The following is a 15,774-nucleotide window of genomic DNA, read 5'->3' on the forward strand; positions in this document are numbered from 1 at the left end:
GATTTAGTTCAAACGGAAATTCAGCTGCAATTTTTCCAGTTCCTGCAATAGTTCATTTGAAATATTTATTTTCAGTTTTCGACTTGGCATAGTTAATTTCGTCACTACCCGTATCTCTTCTTTTTCTTCCGGAATTTCTATTTCTACATCCTCAACCGCTTCATCTGTAGTATTTTCGTCTTCATTTACCGGCGCAACCTCAACGGTGCGTTTAATTTTTTCCAGTTCCATCACTTCAAAAGTCACACTATGATCTCCTCTATTCATCTGGAACACTTCATTTAAAGCTGCAATCATATTTTGTTGCAACTCATTAATATTCATTTGAATAATCAATTTTTTCGCAAATGAAGGAAGTACATCCTGTAATGGTTTCACATCTAAAAACTGGATTCTCGGCTCTGTACGCTTTCCTTCTTTATTAACCCAACCTTCTTTTATATTTACTTTAAAGTACATAAAATAATTGGCTACCAGAAAATGACGGTATTTCAGATAATCTTCTCTAAACATCGAAAAGCGGTAACTTTCATCATAACCTTCAAGGTTAAAACTGGCGAATCCCATTCCGTTTTTGGCCACCCTGTGTTCTACTCCGGTAACAATACCTCCGAAACTAAGGTTTTTCCCGACGTGTAATTCCATATTTTTAAGAGCATCCAGATCCGAATTACAGAAATATTTCATTTCAAATTTATAATCATCCAGCGGATGTCCGGAAATATAAATCCCGACCACTTCTTTTTCTTTAGCCAACTTTTCCATTGTACTCCATTCTTCGCAAGGAGGTACAACCGGCTCCGGAATTTGCACATCACTGGATTCTCCGAAAAGACTAACCTGAGATGAATTTTCATTTTCCTGGAATTTTGAGCCATAGCGTATTGCTTTTTCAAGGAAGGTCAGATTGTCCCCATCCGTATGAAAATACTGTGCCCGATGTGTACTGGCAAAACAATCAAATCCTCCGGCCAATGCTAAATTTTCAAATGCTTTTTTATTTGCCGCCCGTAAATCGATTCGCTTCGACAAATCAAATATTGATCTGTATTTTCCGTCCTTTCGATTTTCAACTATTGTATTTACAGCACCACCACCAACACCTTTGATCGCTCCCATTCCGAATCGGACTGCATAATTTTCATTTACCGTAAATTTATAATACGATTCGTTCACATCCGGTCCAAGTACTTCAAGTCCCATCCGCTTACATTCTTCCATAAAGAAGGATACCTGTTTAATATCATTCATATTATTCGACAGTACCGCTGCCATATATTCAGCCGGATAATGCGCCTTTAAAAAAGCCGTCTGGTAGGCAATCCAGGCATAACAAGTCGAGTGGGATTTATTAAATGCATAACTCGCAAACGCTTCCCAGTCTTTCCATATTTTATCCAGTTTTACCGCATCATGCCCTTTGGCTACTGCCTGATCGATAAACTTGGATTTCATTTTATCCAGTACTTCTTTCTGTTTTTTACCCATCGCTTTACGCAATACGTCGGCATCCCCTTTTGAGAAATCGGCAAGTTTTTGCGACAGCAACATTACCTGTTCCTGATATACCGTAATTCCGTAGGTTTCTCCCAAATATTCTTCGCAGGCATCCAAATCGTATACAATCGGTTCATCTCCGTTTTTTCGGCGAATAAAGGAAGGAATATATTCTAACGGTCCCGGACGATACAAGGCGTTCATCGCAATAAGATCGGCAAAAACAGTCGGTTTCAGCTCTTTCATGTATTTCTGCATCCCGGGTGACTCGTATTGGAAAATCCCGACGGTTTCACCTCTTTGGAACAGTTCGTATGTTTCCACATCATCAATCGGAAAGTTTTCAGGATCCAGTTCGATACCGGTTCTGTACTTCACCAATTTCACGGTGTCTTTAATCAATGTAAGGGTCTTCAGACCCAGGAAGTCCATTTTCAGCAATCCGGCACTTTCCGCTACAGAGTTATCAAACTGCGTAACATATAAATCCGAATCTTTCGCCGTAGTAACCGGAACGAAATTAGTGATATCATCCGGTGTAATGATTACCCCACAGGCATGGATTCCTGTATTTCGTAACGATCCTTCCAATGTTTTCGCTTGCTGAATTGTTTCACCGGCCAGATCTTCTTCTCTTGCAATTGCAATTAATTCTTTAACCCGATCAAATTCTTCCGATGATTTCAGGGCTTTTTTCACCAGGTCTTCATCTTCCGAAAGGAAACGCGCCAAATTCCATTTGGACGGCATCATTCCCGGGATCAGTTTTGCAATCCTGTCGGCTTCAAACAACGGCAAATCCAATACCCTCGCCGTATCCCTGATCGCCGATTTGGTTGCCATTTTACCATAGGTAATAATCTGCGCAACCTGATTGGCACCATATTTATTGATTACATAGTCCATTACACGTCCACGGCCTTCGTCATCGAAATCGATATCGATATCGGGCATGGATACACGATCCGGATTCAGGAAACGCTCAAAAAGCAAGTCGTATTTAATCGGGTCAATATTGGTAATTCCAAGACAATATGCTACCGCAGATCCGGCAGCCGATCCCCGTCCCGGTCCGACCGATACATCGAGATTTCGGGCTTCGGCAATAAAATCCTGAACAATCAAAAAGTATCCCGGATATCCGGTTTTTTCAATCGTTAATAATTCAAAATCCAGACGTTCGCGAATAGCATCCGTGATTTCCTCATATCTTTTTGCCGCTCCAACATAGGTCAAGTGGCGTAGGAATTTATTCTCCCCTCGTTTTCCGCCATCTTCTTCATCTTCGGCAACCTGAAATTCTTCCGGAATATCAAATTTCGGAAGTAGTACATCCCGATACAGGGAATACGGTTCAATTTTATCGACAATCTCCTGAATATTGATAATCGCTTCAGGCAAATCGGTAAAAAGCTTTTTCATCTCTTCACCTGATTTGAAATAGTATTCCTGATTCGGTAATCCGTAGCGGTATCCGCGTCCTCTACCTATCGGTGTCGCTTGTTTTTCCCCATCTTTTACACACAGTAAAATATCATGCGCATTGGCATCTTCTTTAGCTGCATAATAGGTATTATTGGTTGCTACAAGCTTAATATTATGTTTTTTAGAGAAGGCAATCAATGTTTGGTTTACCCGATTTTCATCTTCCTGATTGTGGCGCATGACCTCAATATATAAATCATCGCCAAACCGTTCTTTCCACCAAATCAAAGCTTCTTCTGCCTGATTTTCTCCGATATTTAAAATCTTACTCGGCACTTCTCCGTAAAGGTTACCGGTTAAAACAATGATATCTTCTTTGTATTTTTCGACTATGGCTTTGTCAATTCTGGGTACGTAATAAAATCCGTCGGTATAGGCAATCGAAGACATTTTAGCCAGATTGTGATACCCTTTTTTATTTTTAGCCAGTAGGACTACCTGATAACCGTTGTCTTTTTTGGTTTTGTCTTTGTGGTTTTCACAAATATTGAATTCACAGCCTACAATTGGCTTCACTTCAACTTCAGTTGGCTCTTCTCCTTTTTCCTCGGCTTCTTTATTTTTAGCTGCCGCTGTTTTATTATGGTTTAATACCGCGCTTACAAACTGAAACGCTCCCATCATATTTCCGGTATCGGTCATTGCCACAGCCGGCATTTTAAATTTTACCGCTTCTTTTACCAGATCGTTAATTCCGATGGTAGACTGTAAAACCGAAAATTGTGTATGATTATGTAAATGTGCAAAAGCAGCATCTTTTAATTCTTTTTTATCCTCTTCCGATACGGTTTGCCGGTTTACAACTTCTTCTTGTTGTAATCGTTTACGAATAGCATCCGAAGCCGCTTTCAGATTGATATGTTGCAATCCGATCAGCTGAATTTCTCTCGGGTGATTCTGACGGAAATTTAAAAAGTAGTCGGCTTCAACATCCAGTTCCTCTTTTGTAAATATTTCCCTTTTTATTAATTCCAGGAAACAGCGTGTGGTTGCTTCAACGTCGGCCGTTGCATTGTGTGCTTCCGCAAACGGTTCACCGAAAAGATATTGGTGTAATTCTGTAAGCGTAGGCAATTTATATCGTCCTCCTCTACCACCCGGAAGTTTAAGCAATTCAGCCGTTACTTCGGTACAAGTATCCAGAATCGGCATTTGAGCCATTGTACTTCCTATATTCATCCTATGGAATTCACATCCCATGATATTGACGTCGAAACCGATATTCTGACCGACAATAAATTTAGCTTTAGAAAGTGCTATATTAAATTTTTCGAGTACTTCCATCAATCCGATACCCTGCTCCATTGCAAGTTCGGTTGAAATCCCGTGAATCCGTTCGGCATCATACGGAATATTGAATCCTTCCGGTTTTACCAGATAGTCCTGATGTTCAACCAGGTTTCCCATTTCGTCGTGCAACTGCCAGGCAATCTGAATACATCGAGGCCAGTTATCGGTATCGGTAATGGGTGCTGACCAGCTTCGTGGCAAACCTGTTGTTTCCGTATCAAATATCAAGTACATAGCTAAAAATCAGAATTTTAAAATCTGTAGTATTTCAAAAAAAGTAATTTTCAAATGTACTGCTTTTTAAAGAAAGAATATAGCAGAAGTTGTTAACAGCACTGCTAACTTCCCCATACCCTGTTTTTAAAAAGATCGAACGTTTGTTTCAGGTGTCGGTTTAGTAATAATAAGATTACTAAAAACAATAATGCATATCCCATCACGGTAAAAATCTCCATATTCGAAAGCAATACTGCCTGTTTTGAAACCGTATTAATCAGTTGCTGAACCGACAACCGATAAGCATCATCCGTTGTATATCCTTTACTAACAAAACTTTGCGTCACTTTTACCAATCGCTCATTTGTTTCCGGACTTTCGGACAACACAAACTGGCGAAGCTTTGTAAAATGTATTTTTTGAAGCATGACCTGCGCATTCTGCATCAGACAAAAGCCGATTGTACTCCCCCAAAAACGGCCTGTTACACCAATTGTCCCGGAAAAAGGCGCGTATTGAACCGGAACAGAAGACACTGTAAACAACACCAGCGGAACAAATAATACACCCACTGCCACGCCTTGTAATATATACGGAATCACAATATCCGACAAGGCTACATCCGGCACAAAAAGAAACGTAAACCAAAAATGATACACTGCAAAAATTAAAAAACCGATACTAAAAATAAGTCGTGTCGCCACACCTTTTGCCAGAAAAATCCCGGCCAGTATCATTCCGATTACATTTCCGATTACATTTAAATACTGTACCTGCGCCACCCGGGAAGGTTCCCAATTCCAGATTGCAAACATTGTACTATGACACATGTTTAGCGTTGCTCTCGAAATATAAAAAATCACAAAAAGAAAAAAGCCGGTTCTAAGATTTGCATAACGAAATACAGCCATATCAAAGCAAGGTCTTTTTACCAATTGCTGACGTACGATAAACAATCCGCCTGTAATTAAGGCTATTATTAACGCCATGATAATCTGCGGTGAATCCAACCAATATTTTCGTTCGCCGTAAATAAAGAAAAATGAGCCGCACAAAATAGCTGTCAGCACTAAAATATAACTCGCCCAATCGACCTGATACAACGGAATTTTTTTATGAAACCGATTATTGTTAAACGTCAGCATTACCAAAGCCACACATAACACCTGAAACAATGCCGATCCGTACGCCATATAAGTCCAGTCGTAATTTTCAAGCAACCAAACCGCTATATTCATTATAAAAGGAGAAGCCAACAACAAGGCTCCGTAATTACAACTAAAACCAATGATCACTGCATTTTTAGATTTAAATCGAGTGATCAACAATTGACGTAGAGGAATCCAGGGTAAAGCCATCAATATTCCTTCGGCCATTCGCAGCATAATAAAAACCGAATAATTATCTGTATAAGCCGACAATATAAACGTGATCGCCGCCAGACTATAAATGACAATAAAATACTTTTTCGTTGGGAAGAATTTAAACAATCGGCTTTCGATCATAATTGTAGCCAAAAAAGTCCCGTATGTCACACATAGCGAAAACTGCAAATCCTCAACATCAACATCGAGAAAACTAGCCGAGTATGTTACATTAGAAGTATAAACGCCCAACAGTACCATCGAATGCAGCATACAAAAAATAAGGATCAGAATAATTGCCCAGTTCGGAACCCAGGGTTTAAAAACACTATTTTGTGCCATCACTATCGGTGTTCCGCGATCACAATCACATTCATCCCCGCTCGTAAAAACCGGGTTTGCTCGTCATTTTCCATCAGTCGGATGCGAACCGGAATCCGTTGTTCGATTTTTACAAAGTTACCGGTGGCATTATCCGGCGGTAACAACGAAAATCGTGCGCCACTAGCCGGTGATAGCGATTCTACCACACCGCGAAAGACACGCCCTTTTACAGCATCCGCTTTTAATTCCACTTCCTGACCAATTTCCAGGTATTGCACCTGAGTTTCTTTAAAATTTGCCGTTACCCATTTCTCCTTACTCACAATCGACACCAATGTCTGACCTTCCTTTACCATCTGACCCGGCTGTATTGTTTTTTTTCCGACCCAACCATCATATGGCGCTGTAATTACAGTATACGACAAGAAAAGAGAAGCATTGTCCGCCAACGCTTTATTCGACTCCACAACCGCCGTTGCCGTTGGAATTTTCGAATTGGCTTCCGCCGTACTCAACGCTGTTGTACGAATCATTTTTCTTATTTCATCATAACGCGCCTTAGCGGTTTCGTAAGCCGCTTTCACTTGTTCCAATTGCTGTTCAGTAGCCGCTTCTTCCTGCAACAAAGCCTTATAACGCTGATAATCCTGACCCGTTTTCCAGACTTCCGTTTTGGCGGCTGCCAATTGCGATTCCTGTACTGAAGCCGTATTAGACACCGTCGCTACATTTTTTTCCAGTACGTTTATATTTTGCTGAGCATTCGTAACATCAGCCAATGCCCGGTTTAAATGCGATTTATATTCCCTGTTATCAATTACAACCAGCGTATCTCCTTTATGAACCAACTGATTTTCTTCGTAACGAACTTCTTGCACAAAGCCCGTAATCCGCGCCATTACCGGAGTAACATACTGATCGACTTGTGCGTCATTGGTTTCTTCATGGTTGTTATAAAAAATCAGAAACCAGATTCCGATTACGATTCCGCTAAAAACGATAATACTTGCGATAACGGTAATCAATGTATGAAAAGAACGATGTGCCTTTGGCCCCTTTTGTGTCCCCATCTTGTAAAACTGTATTAAGAATATTGAATTTGGAATAATCAGTGTAGCATGTCTGCTGTATGCAGTAATTCGTAGTATTTCATTACCGCATCAATTTTTGTGGCCGTATTTTTAAATCGGGCTTCCAGTAAAGCATTGTCGGCATCAATCATTTCGGTAATTAACACCAATTGGTTCAGGTATTTTAATTTAACTATACGGTAATTTTCAGTCGCCAGAGCCAATGCTTTATCCGTAACCGGAATACGCGCCCTCGTTTCCTGATAGTGTGTATAATCTGCAAAAATCGCATCCTCGACGGCATCTTTTATGATTCCGGCCTCCATTTTTTGCTTTTCCAATTGCTGATCGGCTAATCTGGATTTTGTTTTGTTTTTATGCAGATTCGACAGATTAAAAGTAGCTTCTACACCAACCTGTCCCAACGAATAGAGATACGGATCCGGCGGAAAAAACATATAATTCGGATATTTAAAGCTGTAGTTTCCGAAAAGGCTAATCACCGGAAAATAATTTGCCCGTACCCTTTTCTTTTCCAGCATACCGATTTCTACTTCTTTACCTGCCATTTTCATCTCTTCATTATTCATCGCCTCTTTTAAGAAAAATTCATACGTTTCTCCTTTGTGCAATGCAGAAAGTAATTGTGTAGTATCCAATTCTATTTGCTGCTCTTCTCTAAGCTGCAATATAGTTTTCAGATCATGTAGTGCAATTGCGATATTCTTTTGGTTGGTCAGCGAATCCAATTCCCGATCTGACAGTTGCAACTCCGCACTTAACACTTCATTCTTAGTTACCGTACCATGTTTTTTAAATGACTGAACCTCTTTAAGTCGTTCTTTTTCTTCCTTTATACTTTCCGACAGAATGCCCTGAAGTTCCATCATTTTATAAATATTCAGAAAGGAAGCAACCACTCTTAACTTCACATCATTAGCTGTTTTTTCAGCTTTTAATTCCGCTAATTCCGATTCTTTTTCCGCTATTTTTATGGTAGTACGAATTTTATTCCCGGCATATAACGGCATTCGGAATGAGGCCGAAACATCATAAATTTCCGGAATCGTCTTAGTCACCTGCTTTCCCTGAAGAAAGCCACTTTGAAATTCCGTCAGATTCGTAATTCGGGAGTACAGCGAATGCAATTCCACATCCGGTAATCGCAATTCTTTTTTTTCTTTTACGTTTTCCTTTGTGATATGCTTTTCAATAGCCGCTTTTTGAACAAACCGATTGTTCTCCGTTGCCGTTTGTAATGCATCATGCAAGTTTAACCGGGTAACTTGCTGGGCGTTTATTGTAGTCACCCCTGTAATGATCAGAATAGTCCCTAAAAGGCTACCTGAAATGCTCTTTTTTTTGTGGTCTGAAAAAACCAGCCTGTTGCGATGCATAAGTCCATCAATAAATATGGAGCAAAGTTGGCTAGTTTCCGGCGAGTGTTAAAATCTTAAAAAGACAAATATTTATTCATTTCAGCCATTTGTATTATATAAAAAAACCACCTAAAAAGGTGGCTTATTTTATACGATTGTTTTGTATTAATAAATTGGAATTTTATAGAATACTCCGTTTTGATACGATACAATACTATCATTATCATTTCTAGCATGGAATTTGAATTTTCCGGTAATTGTTCCGTTTTCAATTTTCTCAATAGTAATTTCACCATCGCTTCCCTGAACATTAACCACGCGGAATTTCGCCTGATTATCTCCACCAACAATTGTAACGATGTCACCCGGTACATATCCGTTTCCGCGTAAGCTAATCAAAGCATTCGTTACAACACCCGAAGTTGTTAAAACAGCTACCTGTAAACCCGTTCCGGAACCTCCCGTTGTAAAAGCAGCGGTACTGTTACCATATCCCGTTCCTCCGTTTAATAAAGCAATCTTACTTGCCGGTCCGTTAGTAACACCGGTTGTAAAAATATCTTCCACTCCGTTCATAGTCGAGATAAAACTTGCTCTGTTACTTTGATCTGTAGTTCCTAAAGAATAGGTACCATTTTGAAAAGAAGACGTTCTTAAAACCACTTGCTCATCAACAGTGATTCCCTCAATTGTAACCGATCCGTCAGCTCCGATAGAAGCATGAGCATCAGCAGCTCTCCATAAACCATAATTCTTTTCACCCTGAAGAGACGGATCATTAAACTGTACGTTCTCCTCACAAGAAGTGAATGCTGCCATAAGAACTACAAGGGAAAGTATTTTTTTCATTTTAAATTCAAATTAATATTTGGGTTCTTTTATTTCTACAAAAATAGTTTTTTATAGATAATAAGCTAATAAAATCATAAAAAATCACAAAAGTTCTCAACATATCTTGTTTTCAAAACGATAGTTACCGTTTTTACCTCTAATCCGCTCAGAATATTTATATTATATTGTATTCGTTTGTATTTAAAAGTTTTATATATTTGCACCCTTAATTAACAGAGGTCGAGTACCTCAAAATTTAATCACAAGATTATGTCAGTAAAAATTAGATTACAAAGACATGGTAAAAAAGGGAAACCTTTTTACTGGATCGTTGCAGCTGATGCTCGCGCAAAAAGAGATGGTAAATTCTTAGAAAAAATCGGAACTTACAATCCAAACACTAACCCGGCTACTATCGACTTAAACCTTGACAGTGCTGTACAATGGTTACACAACGGTGCTCAGCCAACTGACACTGCAAGAGCTATCCTTTCTTACAAAGGTGCTTTATTAAAACACCACTTAGACGGAGGTGTTCGTAAAGGTGCTTTAACTCAAGAGCAAGCTGATGCTAAATTAGCTGCTTGGTTAGACGAAAAAGTATCTAAAGTTGACGCTAAAAAAGACGGTTTAATCAAAGCTCAGGCTGATGCTAAAGCTAAAGCGTTAAAAGCAGAGCAAGAAGTTAACGCTAAGCGTTTAGCTGCTGCTGAAGAAGCTGCTAAAGCTGCTGAGGCTGCTGCTACTGAAGAAGCTGCATCTACAGAAGATGTTGCTGAAGAGGCTGCTCCTGCTGTTGAAGAAAACAACGAAGAAACTCAAGCTTAATTTATCCTGCGATTTCATGCGTAAAGAAGAATGCTTCTATTTAGGTAAAATCGCTAAAAAATTCAGCTTTAAAGGTGAAGTTCTGGCTTATTTAGACACGGACGAACCTGAAATGTACGAAGAATTGGAATCAGTTTTTGTTGAATTCAACAATAATCTGGTTCCTTTTTTTATTGAAAGCTGTTCGCTACATAAAAACGATTTTCTAAGAATTCGTTTTGAAGATGTAGAAAGCGAAGAGGAAGCCGACAAATTACTCGGATGTCCTTTATATTTACCGCTAAGTGCCCTTCCTAAACTGGAAGGCAATAAATTTTATTTCCACGAAGTTATCGGTTTTGATGTCGAAGACACCCGGCTAGGGTTAATCGGAAAAATCACTTCCATTAACGACAGTACTGCTCAACCTTTATTTGAAATCATTTTTAACGGAATTGAAATCTTAATTCCGATGATTGATAACTTTATTGTTACGATTGACAGAGCGAATAAAAAAGTGGTTCTTAACACTCCGGAAGGTCTGGTTGATTTATACCTGAACAATTAATTCCGCATTATTTCACTATGTTCCAGTTCAAGCAATTCCGTATAGAACAAGATCGCTGCGCTATGAAAGTAGGCACTGACGGCGTTTTATTAGGCGCCTGGACACCGGTTGATCAACAACCTTACAGCATACTTGATATCGGAGCCGGAACCGGATTAATCGCTTTGATGTTGGCACAACGTAGTTTCGCCGAGCAGATTGATGCTTTGGAAATCGACGAAGATGCTTATGAACAAGCTGTTGACAATTTCGAGAGCAGTCCCTGGAACGACCGTTTGTTTTGCTATCACGCCGCTTTGGATGAATTTGCAGAAGAAATTGAAGACGAATACGATCTGATTGTTTCCAATCCGCCTTTTTACACCGATACTTATCACTCTCAAAATGAGCAACGTGATCTTGCCCGTTTTGAAGATGCCATGCCGTTTGAAGAGCTTGTAGAAGCCGCGTCGGTTTTATTATCAGAAGCCGGTGTTTTCTCCGTTATCATTCCTTTTAAAGAAGAAACACGATTTATCGATTTAGCTAAAGAATCGGATTTATATCCTTTTAAAATTACCCGGGTCAAAGGCACTCCGACTACCGAAGTAAAACGCAGCCTGATTGCTTTTTCACGAAACGAAACGCTTCACCCGGAAACTGACGAATTAATTATTGAAACGGCTCGTCATCAATATACTCCCGAATATACCGAATTGACTAAAGACTTCTATCTAAAATTATAAATCACTTCTTTTCTCTTTTCTCTTTTCTCTTTTTTTTTACAAAATGTTACATTAAAAATAAAATGTTGTTATTTTTAACAAGGTTGTGTTTTTTAAATTTTTCACAGATTTTAAACAAAAACATTTTTAAATCACAGATTCTATATTCTTAAATTTTAATTCAAATCTATATTATAGGATGTTATAGTGTTGAAAAGTTGATTTTGTTTCCTTACTTTTGTGAACCAAAATTTATAAACAAATGAAACCAGACTTATTTCAAGCTCCTGATTATTACCTATTAGACGATTTATTATCAGACGAACATAAATTAGTACGTGATGCAGCACGTGCCTGGGTAAAACGTGATGTTTCCCCAATCATTGAAGAATATGCTCAAAAAGCAGAATTCCCTAAACAAATCATAAACGGTTTAGCTGAAATCGGTGGTTTCGGACCTTATATCCCGGTTGAGTATGGTGGTGCAGGATTGGATCAGATCTCTTACGGTTTAATCATGCAGGAAATTGAAAGAGGTGATTCCGGTGTTCGTTCTACGTCATCAGTACAGTCTTCTTTAGTAATGTATCCGATCTGGAAATACGGTAACGAAGAGCAACGTATGAAATACCTTCCGAAATTAGCAACCGGAGAATTTATCGGTTGTTTCGGATTAACAGAGCCGGATTACGGTTCTAACCCGGGCGGTATGGTAACTAACTTTAAAGATATGGGTGACCATTATTTATTGAACGGTGCCAAAATGTGGATTTCCAATGCTCCGTTTGCTGATATCGCTGTAGTTTGGGCTAAAAATGAAGAAGGAAGAATTTACGGTTTAATCGTAGAAAGAGGAATGGAAGGTTTCTCAACTCCGGAAACACATAATAAATGGTCATTACGTGCATCTGCAACAGGTGAGTTAATTTTTGACAACGTAAAAGTACCGAAAGAAAACCTTTTACCGAATAAATCCGGATTAGGAGCACCGCTAGGATGTTTGGATTCTGCACGTTACGGAATTGCATGGGGTGCTATCGGAGCCGCTATGGATTGTTATGACACTGCTTTACGTTATTCAAAAGAACGTATCCAGTTTGACAAACCAATTGGTGCAACACAATTACAGCAAAAGAAATTAGCTGAAATGATCACTGAAATTACAAAAGCGCAATTATTAACATGGAGATTAGGTGTTTTACGTAACGAAGGAAGAGCAACATCAGCTCAGATTTCAATGGCAAAACGAAACAATGTTGATATGGCTTTAACTATTGCACGTGATGCCCGCCAGATGTTAGGCGGTATGGGAATTACAGGTGAATACTCCATCATGCGTCATATGATGAATTTAGAATCGGTAGTAACTTACGAAGGAACACACGACATTCACTTACTAATTACAGGTATGGATGTTACCGGTTTAAATGCATTCAAATAAGATTTACTATTTTATCCGTTATATTTTAAAAAAGAGCTTTAATAAAGCTCTTTTTTTATGGTCAGAATCACCCACTATCAAGCCTATTGATATCCAAATTAATAAAATCAATGTTAAAAGCTATTCACATAACCTTTAGCTTGTTTATTTTTGTAGCAAACTCTCAACAATGAATATAATATCCATCAACAAAAAGATTCAGCCTCAGAAGGACATTCTACTTAACCATCCTTTATACAGTCAAATTCAAAACATAGACGACCTGCATTGTTTTCTTGAAGGACATGTATATGCGGTTTGGGATTTTATGTCGTTACTAAAAGCTTTACAAGCTAAACTTACCTGCACTACAACTCCCTGGTTTGCTACAAAAAATCCGGAGACCCGTTATTTGATCAATGAAATTGTATTAGCAGAAGAATCCGATATTTCACTTGACGGCAAACGTTTAAGTCATTTTGAAATGTATATCGATGCAATGAACGACTGTAAGGCTAACACCACACAAGTGGCTCATTTCCTTGAGAACGTCGTTAGTACACAAAACATTTTTGTATCCATTAAGCAAAGTGATTTACACCCGAATATCAAAGCGTTCCTTGATTTCACTTTTCGTGTAATTGAAGAAGGAAAACCTCATGAAATTGCTGCAGCCTTTACATTTGGTCGCGAAGATCTGATTCCGGGTATGTTTACAGCGATTCTAAAGTATTTTCAGGAGAATTTCCCGGCAACCGACCTTTCCAAACTAGTTTATTATTTTGAAAGACATATCGAACTGGACGCAGATGATCACGGCCCGATGGCTATGCAAATGATCACTGAGCTTTGCGGTAATGATACTGAGAAATGGGAGGCTGTCGAAAACATATCTGTTCTCGCTCTGGAAAAACGCATCGGTTTATGGAATGCGATAGAAGAAAATATCCGCCAGAAAAATATGGCTACTACATAAAACAAAAAACATCCTTTTCAGGATGTTTTTTTATTAATATTCCGGAGCTAATTCCAGCTGTAATCCCTCCAGTGCTTCGGTAATGTGAATCTGACATCCGAGTCGGCTGTTATCCTTAACGTTAAAGGCTTCCGACAACATAGCTTCTTCATCATCATTCATTTCGGGTAATGCTACATCATTCAGTATATAACATTGGCAAGAGGCACACATTGCCATTCCGCCACAAACCCCGATGGTTCCTTCCGGCGCCAGTTCGTAGGCCCGTACCAGTTCCATGATATTCATATTCATATCGGTTGGCGCCTGAACTTCGTGAACTTCCCCTTCCCGATCTGTAATTATTATGGTTACATCCTGAGACATCTTTATTCTATTGATTTTACAACCGCTTTTTCAGCTTCCTTACGGGTACCGTCAAAACCGTCTACACCGCTTACGGTAGTATATTTTAAAACATATTTTTTACCCGGATTCAGCCGGTTAAACACACTCTGACACATTAAAGTTGCTTCGTGGAAACCACAAAGGATTAACTTTAATTTTCCCGGATACGTATTGATATCGCCAATAGCATAGATTCCCTCGATATTCGTTTGGTAATCCAATGCATTGTTTACCTTAATCGCATTCTTTTCGATCTCTAAGCCCCAATTTGCAATAGCTCCTAACTTTGGCGTTAAACCGAATAACGGAATAAAATAATCCGTTTCCACATTCATTCGGGCACCGTTGATTTCGATATCCACCGATTCAATTCGTTCCGAACCTTTAAATCCGACAACTTCTCCCGGTGTTATTAAACGGATTTTTCCGGCTTTTTTTAATTCCTGTACTTTTTCAACAGAATCCAAAGCACCACGGAATTCATTTCTTCTGTGAACCAATGTTACTTCCGAAGCCACATTTGCTAAAAAGATACTCCAATCCAAAGCAGAATCACCTCCACCGGAAATAACTACTTTTTTATTGCGGAATTTCTCAGGATCTTTTACAAAATACTCCACCCCGCGGTCTTCCTGTTCGTAAAATTCCAAATCTTTCAGAATTGGTTTTCTCGGTTCAAAACTACCCAATCCACCGGCAATTGCCACAGCTTTTGCATGATGTTGCGTTCCTTTATCAGTTGTTACGATAAAAGTACCGTCTTCCTGTTTTTCGATTGTTTCTGCTTTTTCATTCAACGTGAATCCCGGCTGAAACTGTTTGATTTGTTCCATCAGGTTATCCACAAGATCTCCGGCCAATACTGACGGGAATCCCGGTATATCAAAAATCGGTTTTTTAGGATAAAGCTCTGTTAATTGTCCTCCGGGTTGAGGAAGTCCGTCAATAATATGACATTTTAATTTTAAAAGACCTGCTTCAAAAACGGCAAAAAGTCCTGTGGGACCTGCGCCAATAATTAGTATATCTGTTTCAATCATTACGTAATGGATTAATTAAGGACACAAATGTCCTTCGAATTATTTTCTTGTTCTATGACAAATATCAAGAAATCCAACGATGGAAGGCATTATACACCTGGTCAGGAAAGAATCCTGAAGGTAAAAAAAGTCCCAACTTCTGACAATCGTCAAAAGTCGGGTACTGTATCCTGAATTTATGCTACGTTAACCACAGTTTCGATCTGCGGTACATATTTTTTGATCGTAGTTTCTACACCGGCACGTAACGTCATCTGATTGACACTGCAAGCTGTGCAGGCACCTTCAAGACGAACTTTTACATGTTTATCGTCTTCAATTTCGATAAGTGTAATATCGCCACCATCCGAATTTAAGAACGGACGAATTTCTTCAAGTGCTCTTTCAACGTTTAGTTTGATTTCTTCTGTTGTCAT

General features: G+C 39.1%; 13 protein-coding genes. 5 read left to right on the forward strand and 8 right to left on the reverse strand.

Going from position 1 to position 15,774, the window contains the following annotated elements; all coding sequences use genetic code 11:
• Positions 1-3: 3 nt before the first annotated feature.
• The 5 genes from dnaE to NOX80_RS01575 all read right to left on the reverse strand — a co-directional run bounded on the left by dnaE (position 4) and on the right by NOX80_RS01575 (position 9,474).
• Positions 4-4,506 carry a DNA polymerase III subunit alpha gene (gene dnaE, locus NOX80_RS01555; protein ID WP_256551582.1) on the reverse strand — a complete coding sequence of 1,501 codons (4,503 nt, stop codon included), beginning with the start codon at positions 4,504-4,506 and terminating at the stop codon, positions 4-6.
• Positions 4,507-4,610: 104 nt separating this feature from the next.
• The gene (locus NOX80_RS01560) at positions 4,611-6,194 is read right to left on the reverse strand and encodes an MFS transporter (RefSeq protein ID WP_256551583.1); all 1,584 of its coding nucleotides are present in this window, start codon (positions 6,192-6,194) and stop codon (positions 4,611-4,613) included.
• A 2-nt stretch (positions 6,195-6,196) separates the two neighbouring features.
• Positions 6,197-7,246: an HlyD family secretion protein gene (locus tag NOX80_RS01565; protein ID WP_256551584.1), complete on the reverse strand. Its 1,050-nt coding sequence runs from the start codon at positions 7,244-7,246 to the stop codon at positions 6,197-6,199.
• Between the two features lie 38 nt (positions 7,247-7,284).
• A complete protein-coding gene (locus NOX80_RS01570) occupies positions 7,285-8,643 on the reverse strand; it encodes a TolC family protein (protein ID WP_256551585.1) in 1,359 nt (452 codons plus the stop codon).
• 147 nt (positions 8,644-8,790) lie between these two features.
• Positions 8,791-9,474, reverse strand: coding sequence for a DUF6252 family protein (locus NOX80_RS01575; protein WP_256551586.1), 684 nt, complete (start codon positions 9,472-9,474; stop codon positions 8,791-8,793).
• Between the two features lie 252 nt (positions 9,475-9,726).
• Here NOX80_RS01575 and NOX80_RS01580 point away from each other — a divergent pair, with 252 nt between their 5' ends.
• The 5 genes from NOX80_RS01580 to NOX80_RS01600 all read left to right on the forward strand — a co-directional run bounded on the left by NOX80_RS01580 (position 9,727) and on the right by NOX80_RS01600 (position 13,931).
• The gene (locus tag NOX80_RS01580) at positions 9,727-10,284 is read left to right on the forward strand and encodes a 30S ribosomal protein S16 (protein ID WP_256551587.1); all 558 of its coding nucleotides are present in this window, start codon (positions 9,727-9,729) and stop codon (positions 10,282-10,284) included.
• 16 nt (positions 10,285-10,300) lie between these two features.
• Positions 10,301-10,831, forward strand: a complete 531-nt coding sequence (gene rimM, locus NOX80_RS01585; RefSeq protein WP_256551588.1) for a ribosome maturation factor RimM — start codon at positions 10,301-10,303, stop codon at positions 10,829-10,831.
• 17 nt (positions 10,832-10,848) lie between these two features.
• A complete protein-coding gene (locus NOX80_RS01590; protein WP_256551589.1) occupies positions 10,849-11,556 on the forward strand; it encodes a tRNA1(Val) (adenine(37)-N6)-methyltransferase in 708 nt (235 codons plus the stop codon).
• Positions 11,557-11,797: 241 nt separating this feature from the next.
• Positions 11,798-12,976 carry an acyl-CoA dehydrogenase family protein gene (locus NOX80_RS01595; protein ID WP_256551590.1) on the forward strand — a complete coding sequence of 393 codons (1,179 nt, stop codon included), beginning with the start codon at positions 11,798-11,800 and terminating at the stop codon, positions 12,974-12,976.
• A gap of 169 nt (positions 12,977-13,145) precedes the next feature.
• On the forward strand, positions 13,146-13,931 hold the full coding sequence (locus NOX80_RS01600; RefSeq protein ID WP_256551591.1) for a DUF3050 domain-containing protein: 786 nt from the start codon (positions 13,146-13,148) through the stop codon (positions 13,929-13,931).
• A gap of 33 nt (positions 13,932-13,964) precedes the next feature.
• Here the strand turns inward: NOX80_RS01600 and NOX80_RS01605 are convergent, their stop codons facing one another.
• The 3 genes from NOX80_RS01605 to NOX80_RS01615 all read right to left on the reverse strand — a co-directional run bounded on the left by NOX80_RS01605 (position 13,965) and on the right by NOX80_RS01615 (position 15,774).
• Positions 13,965-14,297: a 2Fe-2S iron-sulfur cluster-binding protein gene (locus NOX80_RS01605; RefSeq protein WP_256551592.1), complete on the reverse strand. Its 333-nt coding sequence runs from the start codon at positions 14,295-14,297 to the stop codon at positions 13,965-13,967.
• A gap of 2 nt (positions 14,298-14,299) precedes the next feature.
• On the reverse strand, positions 14,300-15,358 hold the full coding sequence (locus NOX80_RS01610) for an NAD(P)/FAD-dependent oxidoreductase (RefSeq protein ID WP_256551593.1): 1,059 nt from the start codon (positions 15,356-15,358) through the stop codon (positions 14,300-14,302).
• A gap of 176 nt (positions 15,359-15,534) precedes the next feature.
• On the reverse strand, positions 15,535-15,774 hold the full coding sequence (locus NOX80_RS01615; RefSeq protein WP_256551594.1) for a NifU family protein: 240 nt from the start codon (positions 15,772-15,774) through the stop codon (positions 15,535-15,537).

Source organism: Flavobacterium cerinum (assembly GCF_024496085.1).
GTDB lineage: Bacteria > Bacteroidota > Bacteroidia > Flavobacteriales > Flavobacteriaceae > Flavobacterium > Flavobacterium cerinum_A.